The sequence below is a fragment of the Frigoribacterium sp. VKM Ac-1396 genome (genome assembly GCF_015350895.1).
GTDB lineage: Bacteria > Actinomycetota > Actinomycetes > Actinomycetales > Microbacteriaceae > Frigoribacterium.
In genome coordinates this window covers 743,005-758,968 of the sequence record NZ_JADKSD010000002.1, presented here as the reverse complement: position 1 = coordinate 758,968, position 15,964 = coordinate 743,005, and the positions used below count along the sequence as shown (strand labels likewise).

17 protein-coding genes and 2 riboswitches are annotated in these 15,964 nt (G+C 73.1%); of the genes, 10 read left to right on the top strand and 7 right to left on the bottom strand.

Going from position 1 to position 15,964, the window contains the following annotated elements; all coding sequences use genetic code 11:
* Positions 1 to 101 precede the first annotated feature (101 nt).
* The 3 genes from gcvH to ITJ55_RS10610 form a co-directional block, all read right to left on the bottom strand.
* On the bottom strand, positions 102 to 479 hold the full coding sequence (gcvH, locus tag ITJ55_RS10620; RefSeq protein WP_043595477.1) for a glycine cleavage system protein GcvH: 378 nt from the start codon (positions 477 to 479) through the stop codon (positions 102 to 104).
* Positions 480 to 505: 26 nt separating this feature from the next.
* Positions 506 to 1,627 (bottom strand): glycine cleavage system aminomethyltransferase GcvT, encoded by a 1,122-nt coding sequence (gene gcvT, locus ITJ55_RS10615; RefSeq protein ID WP_370544154.1) that lies wholly within the window; start codon positions 1,625 to 1,627, stop codon positions 506 to 508.
* Positions 1,628 to 1,885: 258 nt separating this feature from the next.
* Positions 1,886 to 1,997: riboswitch (glycine riboswitch) on the bottom strand.
* Between the two features lies 1 nt (position 1,998).
* A riboswitch (glycine riboswitch) is annotated at positions 1,999 to 2,102 on the bottom strand.
* A gap of 166 nt (positions 2,103 to 2,268) precedes the next feature.
* Complete coding sequence (locus ITJ55_RS10610) at positions 2,269 to 2,721, bottom strand: SseB family protein (RefSeq protein WP_194595320.1); 453 nt, start codon at positions 2,719 to 2,721, stop codon at positions 2,269 to 2,271.
* Positions 2,722 to 2,837: 116 nt separating this feature from the next.
* Here ITJ55_RS10610 and ITJ55_RS10605 point away from each other — a divergent pair, with 116 nt between their 5' ends.
* Positions 2,838 to 3,329, top strand: coding sequence for a hypothetical protein (locus tag ITJ55_RS10605; RefSeq protein WP_194595319.1), 492 nt, complete (start codon positions 2,838 to 2,840; stop codon positions 3,327 to 3,329).
* A 97-nt stretch (positions 3,330 to 3,426) separates the two neighbouring features.
* On the opposite strand, the gene ITJ55_RS10600 is transcribed toward ITJ55_RS10605, so the two are convergent.
* Entirely contained in the window at positions 3,427 to 4,239 is an 813-nt protein-coding gene (locus ITJ55_RS10600; RefSeq protein ID WP_370544122.1) for a putative protein N(5)-glutamine methyltransferase, read from the bottom strand.
* Positions 4,240 to 4,295: 56 nt separating this feature from the next.
* Here ITJ55_RS10600 and ITJ55_RS10595 point away from each other — a divergent pair, with 56 nt between their 5' ends.
* From ITJ55_RS10595 to ITJ55_RS10565, 7 genes are all read left to right on the top strand, one after another.
* Complete coding sequence (locus ITJ55_RS10595; RefSeq protein ID WP_194595318.1) at positions 4,296 to 4,778, top strand: FBP domain-containing protein; 483 nt, start codon at positions 4,296 to 4,298, stop codon at positions 4,776 to 4,778.
* Positions 4,779 to 4,862: 84 nt separating this feature from the next.
* Positions 4,863 to 5,174, top strand: a complete 312-nt coding sequence (locus tag ITJ55_RS10590) for an antibiotic biosynthesis monooxygenase (RefSeq protein WP_194595317.1) — start codon at positions 4,863 to 4,865, stop codon at positions 5,172 to 5,174.
* A 158-nt stretch (positions 5,175 to 5,332) separates the two neighbouring features.
* The gene (locus ITJ55_RS10585; RefSeq protein ID WP_194595316.1) at positions 5,333 to 6,421 is read left to right on the top strand and encodes an outer membrane lipoprotein carrier protein LolA; all 1,089 of its coding nucleotides are present in this window, start codon (positions 5,333 to 5,335) and stop codon (positions 6,419 to 6,421) included.
* A 10-nt stretch (positions 6,422 to 6,431) separates the two neighbouring features.
* Positions 6,432 to 7,454 (top strand): ATP-binding cassette domain-containing protein, encoded by a 1,023-nt coding sequence (locus tag ITJ55_RS10580; protein ID WP_194595315.1) that lies wholly within the window; start codon positions 6,432 to 6,434, stop codon positions 7,452 to 7,454.
* Positions 7,441 to 8,337 (top strand): ABC transporter permease, encoded by an 897-nt coding sequence (locus ITJ55_RS10575; protein WP_194595314.1) that lies wholly within the window; start codon positions 7,441 to 7,443, stop codon positions 8,335 to 8,337. The genes ITJ55_RS10580 and ITJ55_RS10575 overlap by 14 nt, the downstream gene beginning before the upstream one ends.
* 44 nt (positions 8,338 to 8,381) lie before the next feature.
* On the top strand, positions 8,382 to 10,058 hold the full coding sequence (locus ITJ55_RS10570) for a hypothetical protein (protein WP_370544121.1): 1,677 nt from the start codon (positions 8,382 to 8,384) through the stop codon (positions 10,056 to 10,058).
* 118 nt (positions 10,059 to 10,176) lie between these two features.
* A complete protein-coding gene (locus ITJ55_RS10565; protein ID WP_056263039.1) occupies positions 10,177 to 10,668 on the top strand; it encodes a MarR family winged helix-turn-helix transcriptional regulator in 492 nt (163 codons plus the stop codon).
* Between the two features lie 45 nt (positions 10,669 to 10,713).
* On the opposite strand, the gene ITJ55_RS10560 is transcribed toward ITJ55_RS10565, so the two are convergent.
* Both ITJ55_RS10560 and ITJ55_RS10555 read right to left on the bottom strand, forming a co-directional pair.
* Complete coding sequence (locus tag ITJ55_RS10560; protein ID WP_194595313.1) at positions 10,714 to 11,400, bottom strand: SDR family oxidoreductase; 687 nt, start codon at positions 11,398 to 11,400, stop codon at positions 10,714 to 10,716.
* 114 nt (positions 11,401 to 11,514) lie between these two features.
* Complete coding sequence (locus tag ITJ55_RS10555; RefSeq protein WP_194595312.1) at positions 11,515 to 11,985, bottom strand: hypothetical protein; 471 nt, start codon at positions 11,983 to 11,985, stop codon at positions 11,515 to 11,517.
* Between the two features lie 219 nt (positions 11,986 to 12,204).
* Between ITJ55_RS10555 and ITJ55_RS10550 the strand changes: the two genes are divergently transcribed.
* Positions 12,205 to 13,131, top strand: coding sequence for a glycerophosphodiester phosphodiesterase family protein (locus ITJ55_RS10550; protein WP_194595311.1), 927 nt, complete (start codon positions 12,205 to 12,207; stop codon positions 13,129 to 13,131).
* A gap of 57 nt (positions 13,132 to 13,188) precedes the next feature.
* On the opposite strand, the gene ITJ55_RS10545 is transcribed toward ITJ55_RS10550, so the two are convergent.
* The gene (locus tag ITJ55_RS10545; protein WP_194595310.1) at positions 13,189 to 14,805 is read right to left on the bottom strand and encodes an ABC-F family ATP-binding cassette domain-containing protein; all 1,617 of its coding nucleotides are present in this window, start codon (positions 14,803 to 14,805) and stop codon (positions 13,189 to 13,191) included.
* Here ITJ55_RS10545 and ITJ55_RS10540 point away from each other — a divergent pair.
* Positions 14,804 to 15,910: a bifunctional methionine sulfoxide reductase B/A protein gene (locus tag ITJ55_RS10540; protein WP_370544120.1), complete on the top strand. Its 1,107-nt coding sequence runs from the start codon at positions 14,804 to 14,806 to the stop codon at positions 15,908 to 15,910. The two genes, ITJ55_RS10545 and ITJ55_RS10540, sit on opposite strands and share 2 nt — an antisense overlap.
* Positions 15,911 to 15,964 lie beyond the last annotated feature (54 nt).

The following is a 15,964-nucleotide window of genomic DNA, read 5'->3' as shown; positions in this document are numbered from 1 at the left end:
CGCCTGGTCGCCGGGGGTGGTGCCGACGTGGCGGTCGACGAAGCCGGTGGCGACCTGGTCGGACCAGCCGCCGAAGACCGACCCGCCGGTCTGCCCGGTGCTCATTCGGCGGTCAGCGCGACGTACTCGTCGCGCGAGAGCAGGCCCTGGCCGTCGGTCGACGACAGGGTGATCTTGATGAGCCAGCCCTCGCCGAACGGGTCGCTGTTGACCAGGTCGGGGCTGTCGACGACGGCCTGGTTGGCCTCGAGCACCGTGCCGAGCGCCGGGGCGAAGAGCTCGCCGACCGACTTCGTCGACTCGATCTCGCCGACGACCGTGCCGGTCTCGACCTCGGTGCCCTCGGCGGGCAGGTCGACGTAGACGACGTCGCCGAGCTTGTCGGCCGCGTAGTCGGTGATGCCCACGGTCGCGGTGTCGCCGTCGATCAGGAGCCACTCGTGCTCGGCGGTGTACTTCAGTGCGGTGAGATCGGTCATGGCCGGTCCTTTCGAGGGTGGGGTGCCTAGGAGCGCTTGTAGAAGGGCAGCGGGACGACGGTCGCGGCGACCGCGGTGCCCCGGACGTCGACGGCGAGCGCCGGGCCCCGGTCGACCACGTCGGGGTCGACGAAGGCCATGGCGACCGGGTGGCCGAGGGTCGGCGAGAGGGCGCCGCTCGTGACCTCGCCGACGACGGTGCCGTCGTCGGTGACCACCGGGTAGCCGGCCCGGGCGGCCCGGCGCCCGGTCAGGGTCAGGCCGACGAGGACGCGCGCGCCGGCGGCCGGCTCGACGCCCTGACGCCCGACGAACTCTTTCGAGGTGTCGACGACTCGGCCGAGGCCCGCCTGGTCGGGGCGCACGTCGAGGCCGAGCTCGTGGCCGTAGAGGGGCATGCCGGCCTCGAGGCGCAGCGTGTCGCGACTGGCGAGGCCCGCGGGCACGAGCCCCCGGGGTTCGCCGGCCTCGGCGATCGCGGCCCAGAGCACGGGGGCGGTCTCGGGGTCGACGTAGAGCTCGAAGCCGTCCTCGCCCGTGTAGCCGGTGCGGGCGATCAGCACGGGGGCGTCGTCGAAGGTGCCCTGCAGCACGCGGTAGTACCGCAACGTCGACAGCGGGGCGTCGGGCTGCAGCCGGTCGGCCGTGACGAGCTCGTCGAGCACGCCCTCGCTCTCGGGGCCCTGCACGGCGATCAACGCGGTGTCGTCGCTCTCGTCGTCGATCGTGACGTCGAACCCGGAGGCGCGGGTCGCCAGGGCCGCGAAGGCCGCCTCGCGGTTTCCCGCGTTGGCCACCACCAGGTAGTCGTGCTCGTCGAGGCGGTAGACGACGAGGTCGTCGACGATGCCCCCCTCGGCGGCGAGCAGCAGGGAGTACTTGGCCCGCCCGACCGCGATGGTCGACAGCGTGCCGGCCAGGGCGTGGTCGAGGAACACCCCGGCGTCGGGCCCGACGACCGCGATCTCGGCCATGTGCGAGAGGTCGAAGAGGCCGGCGGCCGTGCGGACGGCGTGGTGCTCGGCGAGGTCGGAGTCGTAGCGGACCGGCATCTGCCAGCCGGCGAAGTCGGTGAAGACGGCCCCGGCGGCGACGTGCACCTCGTGCAACGGGCTGAAGCGCTCGTCGGGCTCGTCGGAGACGGCCAGGTCGTCGGCGTCGCCGGGCCCCGTCGCGATGCCCTCGGTGCCGTCGTCGGACAGCACCACGTCACCGGCGGGTTCGACGGTCGCGTCGACGCCCGAGAGGTCGTCGCCGTCGGGCCCGGGGGCGGCGGGCAGGTTCGAGGCTGCGTCGGACATCGTGCTCCTGGAGGGACGGACCGGCCGCCAGGTGTCTCGGCCGGTAACGGTGTCGTGCCGATGGGCACGACGGGGCAGTGCGCGCCGGCGGTCGCCGGTGCGGACTCCCCCTCTGTCATGGGCCTGAGAGCTTCACCGGCCGGGGCCGGTTTTCACCGTGGGCGAGGACCGGCGAGGGATCTGTCGACCGCCTCGCGCCTCCTGCTTTTCAGAGTGGCCAGTCCGTCGCGGTACGCGTACCTGAGAGATTGGCGGGGAGCTTGCTCCTTCGGTGCCCGGTCGGCGCAGTCTCTGCGCACCGGAGCTCTCCCGCGACGTGTTCGTGGCCCGATGTTCGGTTGTGGCGTCAGCCTAGCGCCGTCGTGTGACACGCAGGTTTCGAGATCCGGCCGGATCGGACGGGATCGCGGCGACGACGGCCCGCACGACGGACGCCCCGACCGGGTGGCGGTCGGGGCGTCGGGTGGTGCGGGTGCGTCGGGGCGGGCCTAGACGGCGCGCGACGGCTCGCCGGGCTCGGGCGAGCCGGCTGCCTCGTGGGCGGCGACGAGCTTGCGCACGTCGTCGGCGAGCTGGCTGACGCCCTCGGGCAGCATCTCGAAGCCCTCGTGGTTGCCCGGGTTCACGACGAGGCCGGTCTCGGCCGGGATCGCCTGCACGAGCTCGGCGGCCGGCAGCGTGGCCGAGTACTGCGCGACGCCCTTGACCTGCTCGCCGATCATGTCGACGTGGGTGAAGGCGGCGAGCATCGGCACGCCCTCCCGGTCGAACAGCACGGGCTGCAGGTCGTTCAGGGACTCCTGCGCGTCGGTGGCCGTCGCGACGACGACGTGGGCGTTGACGAACTCGGCGAGCACGCTGTTCATGTCGCCCTCACCCGCCTGCCCCTTGCTGATGGCCTGCTCGAGTGCGGTCTTTTCGCGGTTGTCCGTGTCGGTCATCCGACCAGGGTGCCGGGCGAACCTCCGTGTCGGCTCCGTGTCGGCGTGGTGCGCGGCCGTGCCGCTCGCTACCCTGTGCAACACCCCGTCGCGCTGCACCGTCCCGAGGAGCCCCCGTGCCCCGCACCCCCCGACCGTCCCGTCGAGCGGGCTCGCCCGCAGCCCTGACCGTCGTCGGCCTCGCCGTCGCCCTGCTCGTCACGGGCTGCGCGGGCGGAGCCCCGGCCGCGAGCTCGAGCCCCGGCCCGACGACCACGCAGCAGGCGGAGCCCTCGCCGACGGCGTCCGACATCGCGACGGCCCTGCCCGACGCCACCGCACTGCCCGAGACCGAACCGCCCGCCCCCGCCACGGCCGAGGCCCAGGAGGCGCCCCCCGCGTGGCACGCGTGCGTCACGGCGGTCGGCGAGCAGAACCCCGACCTGCCGTTCCTCGGCGACGTCTGGGCCTACGAGGCCGACGACGTCCAAGACAGCGACACGGGCGCGGTGGCCACCGTCACGATGGGCCACCTCTCCGACGGCCGCCCGGCCACCGAGTGGACCTGCCGGATCTCGGGCACCCCCGAGTCCCCCGTCGTCGACTCGGTCACGCCGGCCGACGTCTGACCCGACGGCCGCAGTCGTCCGGCCGGTGCCCGGCGGCGGACGCCGACTGCGACGGCCGACGACGACCGCGACGGCGACGGCCGACGACGCAGCCCGGCTACGGCGCGACGGCGACGATGACCGTGCCGTCGACCTCGTCGTCGCGGACGACCCGGGCCCGGAGGCCCTCGGTGACCAGCGCCTCCCGGGTGTCGTCCGCCTGACCGACGCTCGTCTCGACGACGAGCGTGCCGCCCGGCGCCAGCCACGCGCCGGTCTCGGCGGCGATCCGCCGGTGCAGGTCGAGCCCGTCGGCGCCGCCGTCGAGGGCGAGCGACGACTCGTGGAGGCGCGCCTCGGGCGGCAGGGACGCGATCGCGTCGGTCGGCACGTACGGCGCGTTCGCCGCGACGACGCGCAGGCGGCCGCGGAGCGACGCGGGCAGGCCGTCGAAGAGGTCGCCCTCGACGACCGCGCCCTGGTCGGCGAGGTTGCGACGGGCGCAGTGGACGGCCGCCGGGTCGAGGTCGGTCGCCCACAGGTCGAGGCCCGGGTGCTCGACGGCCAGGGCCGTGGCCACCGCGGCGGCTCCGCAGCAGAGTTCGAGCACGGGGCCGCGACGAGTGGTCGGACCGCCGATCGGTTCCGCTGCCGCGAGCGCCGCGGAGGCCTGGCGGAGGACCAGTTCGGTGCGGCGTCGGGGCACGAAGACGCCCGGCTCGACGACGATCCGGAGTCCGGCGAACGCCGCCCAGCCGACGACCTGTTCGAGCGGTCGACCCGCGACCCGCTCGGCCACCATCGACTCGAGCGCGTCGTCGTCGGCGGCCTCGGCGAGCAGCACCCGTGCCTCGTCCTCGGCGAAGACACAGCCCGCGGCCCGCAGGCGACGCGTGACGAGCTGCTCACGCTCGGCCTCGGGGATCGTCACGCGCCCACGCTAGACCGACGCGTAGGCTGACGAGACCCGACGGCACGAGGGAGAACATGAAGCCGCTGACCGAGACCGACATCCGCGAGTCCTTCGTCAACGCCCTGCCGGGCGACCTCGACCGCCTGCCGATCCCCGGGTTGCACGAGATGCTCTGGGACGACCGCGAGTTCTTGGGCTGGCGTGACCCGCAGGCCCACCACCGCGGGTACATCGTGCACTGGATGGACGACCGGCCGGTCGGCCTCGTCGTGCGGTCGTCGAGCAGTTCGCTCCGGCCCGGCATCGCCGCGATGTGCTCGCTCTGCCACTCGCCGCAGCCGGCGACGCAGGTGCGCCTCTTCACCGCGCCGAAGGCCGGCGAGGCCGGACTGAACGGCAACACGCTCGGCACCTACATCTGCGAGGACCTCGCCTGCTCGCTGCTGATCCGCGTCGCGCCGCCGCACCTCAACCCGCCCGAGCAGATCGAGCGCCGCTCGATCGGACTGACCGAGCGCGTCCAGGGGTTCACGGCGAACGTCATGAAGACCGCCTGACGCGGGCGTCCCGCCTGCCTGCACCGCACCTCCCGGGGGTCCGCTCCCCCACCCCCTGCCTCCACCCCACCGAAAGGCCACGCCGTGTCCGTCGTCAAGATCAACGCCATCCACGTCCCCGAGGGGTCCGGCCCCGAACTCGAGAAGCGCTTCGCGGCGCGCAAGCACTCGGTCGACGGGGCCGAGGGGTTCGAGGGCTTCCAGCTGCTGCGTCCTGTGGCGGGCGAGGACCGCTACTTCGTCGTGACCACCTGGCGCAGTGAAGAGGACTTCACGGCCTGGTCGGCCGACGGGGCGAAGGCCGCCCACGCCCGCCCGACCGGTGCCGGCGACGCCCCGCGCGGGCCCGTCGCGACCGGTGCCGACCTGCTCGAGTTCGAGGTCGTCGAGCTCTGACGCCCGCCGTCGCCGGGGTGCGCCGGGCGTCCCTCGGCGACGCTCTGTCGACGTCGAGCGACCGACCGTCCGGGTGACAGCGATCTCCAGGCTTCGCGCGTAGTCTCCGGCTCTGTCGTCGACCCGCTCGGGGCCCGGCGTGAGAGGTCTCGATCGTCATGAAGAAGTCCACCCGCTGGGCTACCGCCGCCGCCGTCCCCGTGGCCGTCATCGCCGCGAGCATCGTGGTCCCCGCCGTCTCGGCCACCGCCGACGTCGACCTGCCCGACAAAACGCCGCAGCAGGTGCTGGCACTCGCCGCGTCGAGTTCGGACGCGTCGTACTCGGGCACGGTCGAGCAGACGTCCGACCTCGGGCTGCCCGACGTGTCGGCCCAGCACTCCGGCGGCTCGGACTCGTCCGGCGTCGCGGGCGCCCTCGAGCTGCTGACCGGCAGTCACACGGCCAAGGTCTACGCCGACGGGGCCTCGAAGCAGCGGGTGCAGGTCATCGACGACCTGGCCGAGCGCAACGTGATCCGCGACGGCTCGAGCGTCTGGGCCTACGACTCGAAGACGAAGGAGGCCACGCACGCCACGCTGCCCGACGCGAGCGGCGCCGAACGCCCCTCCGTCCTTCCCGACGGCACGGCCGTGCCGCAGACGCCCGCCGAGCTGGCCGCCCTCGTCCTGGCGAACGTCGAGCCGACGACCACGGTGACCGCCGAGTCCGACGTCAGCGTCGCCGGACGCGACGCTTACCAGGTCGTCCTCACGCCGAAGGACGCCTCGACCCTCGTCGCCCGCGCCACCCTGACCGTCGACGCCGAGACCGGCGTCCCGCTCAAGGTGGTCGTCGACGCCAAGGGTCAGGCCGACCCCGCGCTCTCGGCCGGGTTCACGTCGGTCGACTTCGGCGCCCCTGCGGCGTCCGTCTTCGCCTTCACTCCCCCGGCGGACGCGACCGTGACCGAGGCGACGGCGCCGGACCGCGCCTCCGGCCAGGCGAAGGCCGAGGGCACGCACGCGGAGAAGACCGTCGTCGGTTCGGGCTGGAGCACCGTCGTCGGCGTGACCCCCGCCGCCGGCTCGACCGACCGTGCGTCGTCGTCCGAGACGACCGACCTGCTCGACCAGCTGACCACGAAGGTCGACGGCGGACGTGTGCTCGAGACCTCGCTCGTCTCGGTGCTGCTCACCGACGACGGCCGGGTGTTCGCCGGTGCCGTCGACGCCGAGGCCGTCCAGGCCGCCGCGGCCGGTCAGTGACCCCCGGCCGGTGAGCCACGACACCACCGCGGTCCGGTCGTCGCACGACGTCGCCGGGCCGCGCGGGGCGTTCGCCGTCGAGACGACCGGCCTGACGAAGCAGTTCGGGCGCCAGCGGGCCGTCGACGGCGTCGACCTCGCGGTGCCGCACGGCAGCGTCTACGGGTTCCTCGGCCCGAACGGTTCGGGCAAGACCAGCACGATCCGCATGCTGCTGGGGCTCACCTCGGCGACGAGCGGCGACATCCGCGTGCTGGGTGGCTCGATGCCCGACGACCTCCGGCGCGTCCTGCCCCGGGTGGGCGCCCTGGTCGAGGGCCCGGCCTTCTACCCCTTCCTCTCGGGGCGGGCCAACCTGCACCGCCTCGACTCGGGCGACCGCAGGGCACCCGCCGCCACGCGCCGCGCCCGCGTCGACGCGGCACTCGACCGCGTCGGCCTCGGGCACGCCGCTTCGAAGAAGGCGCACGCCTACTCGCTCGGCATGAAGCAGCGCCTGGGCATCGCGAACGCCCTGCTGATGCCCCGCGACCTGCTCGTGCTCGACGAGCCGAGCAACGGCCTCGACCCGCAGGGCACGCGCGAGGTGCGTGGCCTGATCCGCTCGCTGGCCGACGAGGGCACGACGGTCTTCGTCTCGAGCCACCTGCTGAGCGAGGTCGAGCAGATGTGCACGCACATCGGCGTGATGAGCGCCGGGCGGCTGCTCACCCAGGGCACGCTCGACGACCTCCGGGCCCTCGGCGCGCACCGCGTCCGACTGCTCACCCCCGACCCCGACGTCGCGCGAGACGTCCTGACCCGCCTCGGGCTCGCCCCGGAGGCGCCGGCCCGGTCGGACGCGACGCCCGCCACCGCGGGCGGCTCCGTGCGCGTCGAGGCCGACCTCGCCGTCGAGGGGCTCTCGCCCGAGTCGATCGTCGCGGCCCTCGTCGCCGCCGACGTGCGCGTGCGGGGCTTCGAGGTGGCGGGCGCGACCCTCGAGGACCGCTTCGTCGACCTGACCGGGGAGGGCTTCGATGTCGCCGGCTGAGCCCGTGGGCGCGCGTCCCGACGCGGACCGCACCGCCGACGAGCCCGGCGACGGCCCCCGCGGCGGACTCGGCCTCGCCCTGCTCGGCAGCGAGCTCGCCGTGCTCTTCCACCGCGTGCGAACCATCGCCCTGCTCGGCGCCCTGGCGCTCATCCCCGTGCTGCTCGCCGTCGCCGTCCGCGTCACGACGGCCGACGGAGGCAGCGGCCGCGGGCCGGCCTTCCTGGGCGACATCACCCAGAACGGCCTCTTCGTCTCGCTCACCGCACTGACGGTGGCCATCCCGCTCTTCCTCCCCCTCACGGTGGGCGTCGTCGCCGGTGACACGATCGCCGGTGAAGCGAGCCTGGGCACCCTGCGGTACCTGCTGGTGACCCCGGTGGGCCGGGTGCGCCTCCTGCTCGTCAAGTACGTCGCCGCGGCGGCGTTCTGCCTCGCAGCGACCCTGGTCGTGGTCGTGTTCGGGGCGATCGCCGGGGCCGCGCTGTTCCCGATCGGGCCGGTGACCCTGCTCTCGGGCCAGACGATCGGCCTCGGCGACTACGCCCTGAGGCTGCTGCTGATGGCGCTCTACGTCACGCTGTCACTGCTCGGCCTGAGCGCGATCGGCCTGTTCGCCTCGACGCTGACGAGCGTGCCCGTCGGGGCCATGGCGGCGACGATCGTGCTCTCGACCGTCGCCCAGATCGTCGACGCGCTGCCGCAGCTGGACGCCCTCGACCCGTGGCTGTTCACCCACCACTGGCTGGGCTTCGCCGACCTGATGCGCGATCCGATCTCGTGGGACTCGTTCGCCGCCAACGCCCTGCTGCAGGCGGGCTACGTCGCCGTGTTCGGCGCCCTGGCGCTCGGCCGCTTCACGACGAAGGACGTCCTGAGCTGACCTGACGGTGAGCCGACGTCGGCGGTCGCGGTTACCGTGGATCGGTGTCGTCCCGAACCCGCTCCGCCCGAAACCGCCCTGCCCGAACCCGTTCCGACCGCCTCCGCTCGGCCCGCACCGGCCTGGTCCAGGCCCCCGCCAGCCGCGTCCGCGTCGCGGCCGTCGCCTCACTCGCGGCCGCCGCCCTCGTCCTGACGGCCGGCTGCACGGCGAGCTCGGTCGACCGCGCAGACGACCGGACGGCCCTCGTCACCCGACAGCAGGAGGCGCCGGTCACCGTCGTCGGCGCGGCCGGCGCACCCGAGAGGGCCGTCGAGGCGAGCCGGGTGTTGTTCGCCTCGAGCCCCGTCGCGGTCGTCGCCCCGGACGGCGACACCGCGGCTCAGGCGGAGGCCTCGGACGAGGCCCGGCGGCTGCGGGTGCCGATGCTGCTGACGCCCGCGGCGGGGTCGTCGGGCGGCACGTCGTCACCGTCCCCCTCCGCCACCGGCTCGACGACCGACTCGGCCGAGGCCGAGCCGACCGCCGACGCGACCGCCGACGGCTCGTCGCCGGAGCTGGCGGCCGAGCTCGACCGGCTCGGCGTCGACACCGTGCTCGGCGTGGGCGACGTGGGCGCGCTCGACGCGACGGGCGTCGAGGTCGTGACCAGCGCCTCCTCGGTCGACGTCCCCGAGGCGGGCACGGCGCGCAGCGACGTCCTCGCCGTCGTGGCCGGTGGCGACGACGCCGCGGCGACGGCCACGGCACACGCGGCGGGTGCCGAGGTCGAGGCCCTGCCCGACGGGGTCGTCGACCTGCAGGCGTCCGGCGAGGCGATCGACGCGCTGCACGCCTCGACGACGACCGCCACGGTGCTGATCGGCGCCTCGTTCGCGTCCGTCCCCGACCCCGACTGGTCGGTCGCGGCCGCCCGCTCGGGCGAACAGCTGCCGGGTGGTGGCCAGCGGTTCTTCCCCGACCGGCGGTTCGTGGCACTGTACGGCGCGCCCGGCACGGGGGCGCTCGGCGTGCTCGGCGAGCAGGACGTCGCCGCCACCGTGCAGCGGGCCGACGCCGTCGCGGCGAGCTACGACGCGGTGAGCGACCGACCCGTCGTCCCCCTGCTCGAGATCATCGCCACGGTGGCCGCCGGTGCGGCCGGGGCCGACGGCGACTACTCGAACGAACTCTCGGCCGAGAGCATCGCGCCCTACGTCGACGCCGCCGCCGCGGCCGGCCAGTACGTCGTGATCGACCTGCAGCCGGGGCGCGCGGACTTCGTCAGCCAGGCGAAGCGCTACGAGTCGCTGCTGTCGCGACCCAACGTCGGCCTCGCCCTCGACCCCGAGTGGCGCCTCGAGGCCGACCAGGTGCCCCTGCGGCAGATCGGAGGGGTCGAGGCGAGCGAGGTGAACGCCGTGTCGAGCTGGCTGGCCGACCTGGTCGCGTCGAAGGGCCTGCCGCCGAAGATGTTCGTGCTGCACCAGTTCCGGCTCGACATGCTGCGCGACCGGTCGTCGATCGACACCTCGCACCCCCAACTCGAGACGCTGATCCACGTCGACGGTCAGGGCTCGCAGCCCGACAAGCAGGCCACCTGGCGCACCCTGCACGACGGGGCGCCGGCAGGCGTGGCCTGGGGCTGGAAGAACTTCTACGACGAGGACGCGCCGATGCTCAGCCCCGAGCAGACCATGGCCGACGTCTCGCCCACGCCCGACCTGGTGACGTACCAGTAGCCGAGCCTGGCCGCCGAGGCGACCGCGCCCGTGCTGCCGCCCGTGGGCCCGTGTGGCCGATTCCCCGGCGGGTGGACGAAGATGAGAGGCACGACCCGACCGATTGGAACGCAGCACCGTGGCCACGAACGACGAAGTCGACCTGATCATCGACGCCTGGGCCCGTGAGCGCCCCGACATCGACTTCGCACCCCTCGACGTCTTCTCGCGGCTGCGTCGGTTGTCGCGTCGGCTCGACCGCATCCGCAGCGAGGCCTTCGCCCACGCCGGCCTCGAGAACTGGGAGTTCGACGTCCTGTCGGCCCTCCGCCGGGCCGGCGACCCGTTCCAGCTCAGCCCGAAGCACCTCGTCACGGCGACGATGGTCACGAGCGGCACGATGACGAACCGGCTCGACCGTCTCGTCGAACGTGGGCTGGTCGAGCGTCGCGGCGACCCGAGCGACGGTCGCGGCGTCCTCGTGAGGGTGACCGCCGACGGCATCGCCCGGGTCGACGCCGCCATGCTCAGCCTGGTCGATGCCGAGAGCGCCCGCCTGCACTCGCTCTCACCCGCCCAGCAGGCCCAGCTCGCCGACCTGCTGCGTCTCGTCGGCGACGAGTTCAGCTAGGGCCGTCGGCCGGTCCCGGCGTCAGCGTCAGCGTCAGCGTCAGCGTCAGGCGGTGAACGCCGAGCTCGGCAGGTCCTTCTCGCCGTCGGCGATCGCCCGGACGATCCGCTCGGCCACCTCATCGGGGTCGAGGGCCGAGCCGAACGCCGGGGCCGCGCCCGCCACCGCGCGGGTGGCGAGACCGGTGTCGGTGTGCCCGGGGCGGGCGTCGAGCACCCGGATGCCGTCGCGCCGGTACTCCCGGCCCGCCGCGGTGACGAACCCGGCGAGCGCGGCCTTCGACGCCGAGTAGGCGGCCATGCCGATGGTCGGCGCCTCGGACACCACGCCGCTCAGGGTGACGACGAACGGTTCGCGGCCGGCGGCGGCGCTCTCGGCGAGCGCGGGGTGCGCGGCGCGCAGCAACCGGATGGGACCGAGCGCGTTCGTCTCGACGAGTTCGTCGAGCGTGTCGTCGTCGAGGTCCTTCGCCGCACCGAAGGCGACGACGCCGGCGGCGACCACGACGCCGTCGAGCCGGCCGTGCTCGTCGAGCGCTGAACGGACGAGCGCCGCGCCTCCGGACCGCTCCCGCAGGTCGGCGAGGTACGCGCCGGGCCCCGACAACGACTCGGGTCGTCGGGCGGCGCGCACGACGACGGCCCCCTCGTCTTCGAGCATCGCGGCGATCCGCTGCCCCAGTCCGCCGGACGCACCGGCCACGAGCACCACGGCTCCGTCGAGATCGGTCATGGGGCCGACCCTACGCGCGCGGCCCGGTGCCTTGCGGTACTCGGAGACCACGAAGGCGAGCGGCCCCTCTCACGGAGGGACTACCCGCCGATGCCGCAGACGGCGGTCTCGCCGTCAGCGATTGAACCCGGAGATCGTCGTGTAGGTCCGGTTGACGTGGGACGTGACGCGGAACAGTTCACCGGTGCTGCCCTTGGTGAAGGTCCGGTTGATCGCCCACGTCTGGCACCCCGTCGACGGGACGGTCTTGTACTGGTACTGGACGATCTGGCCGTTCTGGTTGCCGATCGCGGGTGACAACTCGATGGCACCTCCCCCGGGCAGGATGCCCGAGCAGATGCGCACGGACGACGCGTAGACGGTGTTGGCCGTGTGGCCCGACAGGGCGACGGTCACCGAGAGCGTGTTCCGCTCGGGAAGGACAGGGCTGATCCTCGGATAGTCCGTGGTCAAGGACACGGAAGTCCTCGATCCCACACTGGTGGACGCCGTGCCTGCAGCGCTCGCGGGCACACTCGATCCGACGGCGAACAGCCCCGCCAACGATGCCACGACAACGGCCTTCACCACGTTCTTCTTCTTCATCGTTCCCCCTTTTCGATGGTTGCCGACGATCCTCGGCGGTGACCCGACGATAGAAGTTCAGGGCAAAGTCCACAACCCTTTCTGTAGTTTTATTTGCCGTCCTTCCTCCTGTCGAGAGCCGCGACGAACGCGAGACCTGGTCACGACACACGGGCGACCGCCGGGTGATCCGGGCCCCGGGCGTCGCGCCCCGGGCCCGGCGACCCCCAAGATTGAGCCATGCCCCCCGCCCCGTCGTCCCGGCCCCGCGTGTCCCGCCGCACCGTGCTGCTCGGCGCGGGCGGACTCGCCGTCCTCGGCACCCTCGGTGCGGGCGTCGCCCTCCGGGCCGACCGCGTCACCGGGGAGGCGCAGGTCACGCCGACCGCGCCTCCTCGGCCCGTCGACCGGTTGCGGGCCGCGAGCCCGGCCACCGTCGCGCACCGCGGCGGGTCGCTCGACTGGCCCGAGATGTCGCTGTTCGCGTACCGGCAGTCGGTCGAGGCGGGAGTCGACGCGCTCGAGATGTCGCTCGCCCGCACCTCGGACGGCATCTGGTTCGGCCTGCACGACGAGACCCTCGACCGCACCTCGGGCACGACCGGTTTCGTCGCCGCCGAGCACACCTGGGCCGAGGTGCAGCGGCACCGCATCTCGGCGGCGGGGACGAGCGACCCCGACCAGTCCGACCAGCCCTACGCGCGCTTCGACGAGATCGTCCTCGAGTTCGGCCACGACCACGCGCTCTTCGTCGACCCGAAGTACGTCGGCGCGGACTTCTACCCCGAGCTGTTCGAGATCGCCCGGACGCAGCTCGGCACGGCCGACCTGACGCAGACCCTCGTCGCCAAGGGCTACTGCACGCAGACCGAGTGGGGCGACCTCGCGACCGCCCGGGGGTGCGAGACCTGGGGGTACTACTACGCGGACGAGCTCGCGGAGGACCCCGGTCTGCTGAGCCGGACCGCGTCGAGCTGGAGCATGCTGGGCCTCGACTGGCAGGCACCCGCCGCGACCTGGGCCACGCTCGCCGCGACCGGCAAGCCGGTCTACGGCCACATCGTGCCCGACCTCGACGCGGCGTACGCCGCCCTCGACCACGACGCCGACGGGCTGGTCGTCTCGGGCGTCGCCGAGGTCGTGGGGCCCCTGACCACCGAGGGCTGACCAGCGAGGGCTGACGCGATGCCCGCGCTCAGGCCGCGGCGGCCGCCACGCCCGCACTCAGGCGGCGGTGACCGCCACGCGCTCGGGCCGCTCGGTGTCCGCCCCGAACACCAGCCGCCGGGTGGCGACCTTGTCGGCGAAGAACCGGTCGTGGCTGACCACGACGACGGCGCCGGGGAAGTGCTGCAGCGCCCGCTCCATCACCTGGGCGCTCGGCACGTCGAGGTGGTTGGTCGGTTCGTCGAGCAGCAGCACCGAGGCCCCCGAGAGCAGGCACTGCGCCATCGCCACGCGGGCCCGCTGACCACCCGAGAGCGAGCCGATGCGCTTCTTGAGGTCGGCCTCGCTGAACTGGAACATGGCCAGGAACCGACCGACCGACTTGCGGGTCGCGGTGAGCGCGAGGCTGTCGGGCATCGCGTTGACCGAGTGCGTCACGGTGTCGTCGTCGTCGAGCTCGGCGAGCACCTGGTCGTACGAGACCACCTTGACGCCACCGGCCCAGGCCGCCCGACCCGCGTCGGCGCGCTCCTCGCCCGTGAGCACCCGCAGCAAGGTGCTCTTGCCGCTGCCGTTCGCGCCGGTGATGACGAGACGGTCGCCGCGGCGCAGCTCGAAGGTCAGGTCGTCGAAGAGCGTGCGGTCGTCGTGCGCCTTGCCGAGGCCGTCGACGCGGCAGAGGACGTCCTTGACGTGAAGGCCCGAGTAGATCTCGGTGATGATCTGGTCGACCGGGCGTGGGGCCCGCGACTTCTTGACCTTGGCGAGCTGCTTGAGCAGGTCGCCGCCGTCCTGCCGCTTGGCGGCCTTGGCCGCGTCGCGGCGGTCCGAGATGCCCTCGGCCTCGAACGCGAGCAGTTCGGACTCGTGCACGTACTGCTGCTCGAGGCTCTTCAGCCGGAACTGCTTCTGCACCACGTACTCGGCGAAGTCGCCCGGGTAGTCGTGCAGGTGGAAGTTCTCGACCTCGACGATGCGCGTGACGACCGCGTCGAGGAAGCTCCGGTCGTGCGACACGACCACCGCGGCCCCGTGGAAGTCGCGGAACCACGCCTCGAGCCATTCGACGCCCGCCACGTCGAGGAAGTTCGTGGGCTCGTCGAGCAGCAGCACGTCGGGGTCCTCGAGGACGATCTTCGCGAGGGCCGCGCGGTTGCGCCAGCCGCCGCTGAGGTCGTCGATCGGGCTGCTGCGGTGCGCGTCGCTGAAGCCGAGCACGCTGAGGGCGGTGTCGATGCGGCGCGGGTACTCCCACCCGTCGACCCGGTCCATCTCGGCGAACAGCTCGGACTGCCGGTGGATCAGCTGGTCGAGGGCGTCCCCGCCGTCGGGGTCCACGGCCACGACCGCGATGTCGGCGTCGATCTGCGCCAGGTCGGCCTCGATCGCCCGCTCGTGGGCGAAGAGCCCGGTCAGCACCTCGACGATCGTCTGCGTGCCGTCGAGCTCGGAGAACTGCGAGAAGTAGCCGACCCGCACGCCCTGCTCGAGCGTGACCGTGCCCTCGTCGGGCTGCACCTGGTCGAGCATCAGCTTGAGCAGGGTCGACTTGCCGCTGCCGTTGCGACCGATCAGCCCGACGCGCTCCTTCTCGTCGAGGCGGAAGAACGCCTCGCGCACCACCGGGGTGCCGTCGAAGCGGACGGTCACGTCGTTCAGTCGGATCAGGCTCATGCGTCGATCCTCGCAGGCCTTCGGAACACCCGGCACCGCTCCGGTGTTGTCACGAGAGGCACCGAGGCGACCGCGGGCACCCGACCCCATCCGATCGCACCGGCGCCGACGAACAGGAGGCATCATGTCGAACCAGTACCGGAAAGACCCCGAGGCGGTCGCCCGTCTCACCTCGACCCAGCGCCGCGTGACCCAGGGCGGCGGCACCGAACCGGCGTTCCGCAACGAGTTCTGGGACTCGAAGGACGCCGGCATCTACGTCGACGTCGTCTCGGGTGAGCCCCTGTTCGCCTCGGTCGACAAGTTCGACAGCCGCACCGGTTGGCCGAGCTTCACCCGTCCGATCGACGCCGAACACGTCGTCGAGAAGCGCGAGGGGCTGTTCTTCAAGCGCACCGAGGTGCGGTCGTCCGCGGGCGACAGCCACCTCGGGCACGTCTTCGGTGACGGCCCCACCGCCACCGGCGGGCTGCGCTACTGCATCAACTCGGCGGCCCTCCGCTTCGTCCCCTACGCCTCACTCGAAACCGAAGGATACGGTGCCTACATGACGCTCTTCTCCCCCGAATCCACCCCTGCCCCCAGCGGCACGACCGAGACCGCGATCCTCGCCGGAGGCTGCTTCTGGGGCGCCCAGCAGCTGCTGCGCCGTCGGCCGGGCATCGTCTCGACGCGCGTCGGCTACTCGGGCGGCAGCGTGCCGAACGCGACGTACCGCAACCACCGCGGCCACGCCGAGGCCGTCGAGATCGTCTTCGACCCGGGCCTGACCTCGTACCGCGAGATCCTCGAGTTCTTCTTCCAGATCCACGACCCGTCGACGAAGGACCGCCAGGGCAACGACGTCGGCGACAGCTACCGCTCGGCGATCTTCTACACGAACGACGAGCAGCGGGCGACGGCGCTCGACACCATCGCCGACGTCGACGCCTCCGGCCTCTGGCCCGGCGAGGTCGTCACCGAGGTCACGCCGGCCGGCGACTTCTGGCAGGCAGAAGAAGAGCACCAGGACTACCTCGAGAAGGACCCCTACGGCTACACCTGCCACTTCGTCCGCCCGGGCTGGGTGCTGCCGAAGCGCGACCAGCAGGTCGCCGCGGGCTGACGCCCCGCGAGAGCCCGCAGGAGGCGCGGTGCCGGTCCGACCGGCACCGCGCCT

Bases quoted from the DNA above. Each gene is read 5' to 3' on its own strand.
- gcvH (WP_043595477.1), bottom strand. From the start codon at position 479: ATGACCGATCTCACCGCACTGAAGTACACCGCCGAGCACGAGTGGCTC.
- ITJ55_RS10610 (WP_194595320.1), bottom strand. From the start codon at position 2,721: ATGACCGACACGGACAACCGCGAAAAGACCGCACTCGAGCAGGCCATC.
- ITJ55_RS10595 (WP_194595318.1), top strand. From the start codon at position 4,296: ATGAAGCCGCTGACCGAGACCGACATCCGCGAGTCCTTCGTCAACGCC.
- ITJ55_RS10585 (WP_194595316.1), top strand. From the start codon at position 5,333: ATGAAGAAGTCCACCCGCTGGGCTACCGCCGCCGCCGTCCCCGTGGCC.
- ITJ55_RS10575 (WP_194595314.1), top strand. From the start codon at position 7,441: ATGTCGCCGGCTGAGCCCGTGGGCGCGCGTCCCGACGCGGACCGCACC.
- ITJ55_RS10560 (WP_194595313.1), bottom strand. From the start codon at position 11,400: ATGACCGATCTCGACGGAGCCGTGGTGCTCGTGGCCGGTGCGTCCGGC.
- ITJ55_RS10555 (WP_194595312.1), bottom strand. From the start codon at position 11,985: ATGAAGAAGAAGAACGTGGTGAAGGCCGTTGTCGTGGCATCGTTGGCG.
- ITJ55_RS10550 (WP_194595311.1), top strand. From the start codon at position 12,205: ATGCCCCCCGCCCCGTCGTCCCGGCCCCGCGTGTCCCGCCGCACCGTG.
- ITJ55_RS10540 (WP_370544120.1), top strand. From the start codon at position 14,804: ATGCGTCGATCCTCGCAGGCCTTCGGAACACCCGGCACCGCTCCGGTG.
- ITJ55_RS10545 (WP_194595310.1), bottom strand. From the start codon at position 14,805: ATGAGCCTGATCCGACTGAACGACGTGACCGTCCGCTTCGACGGCACC.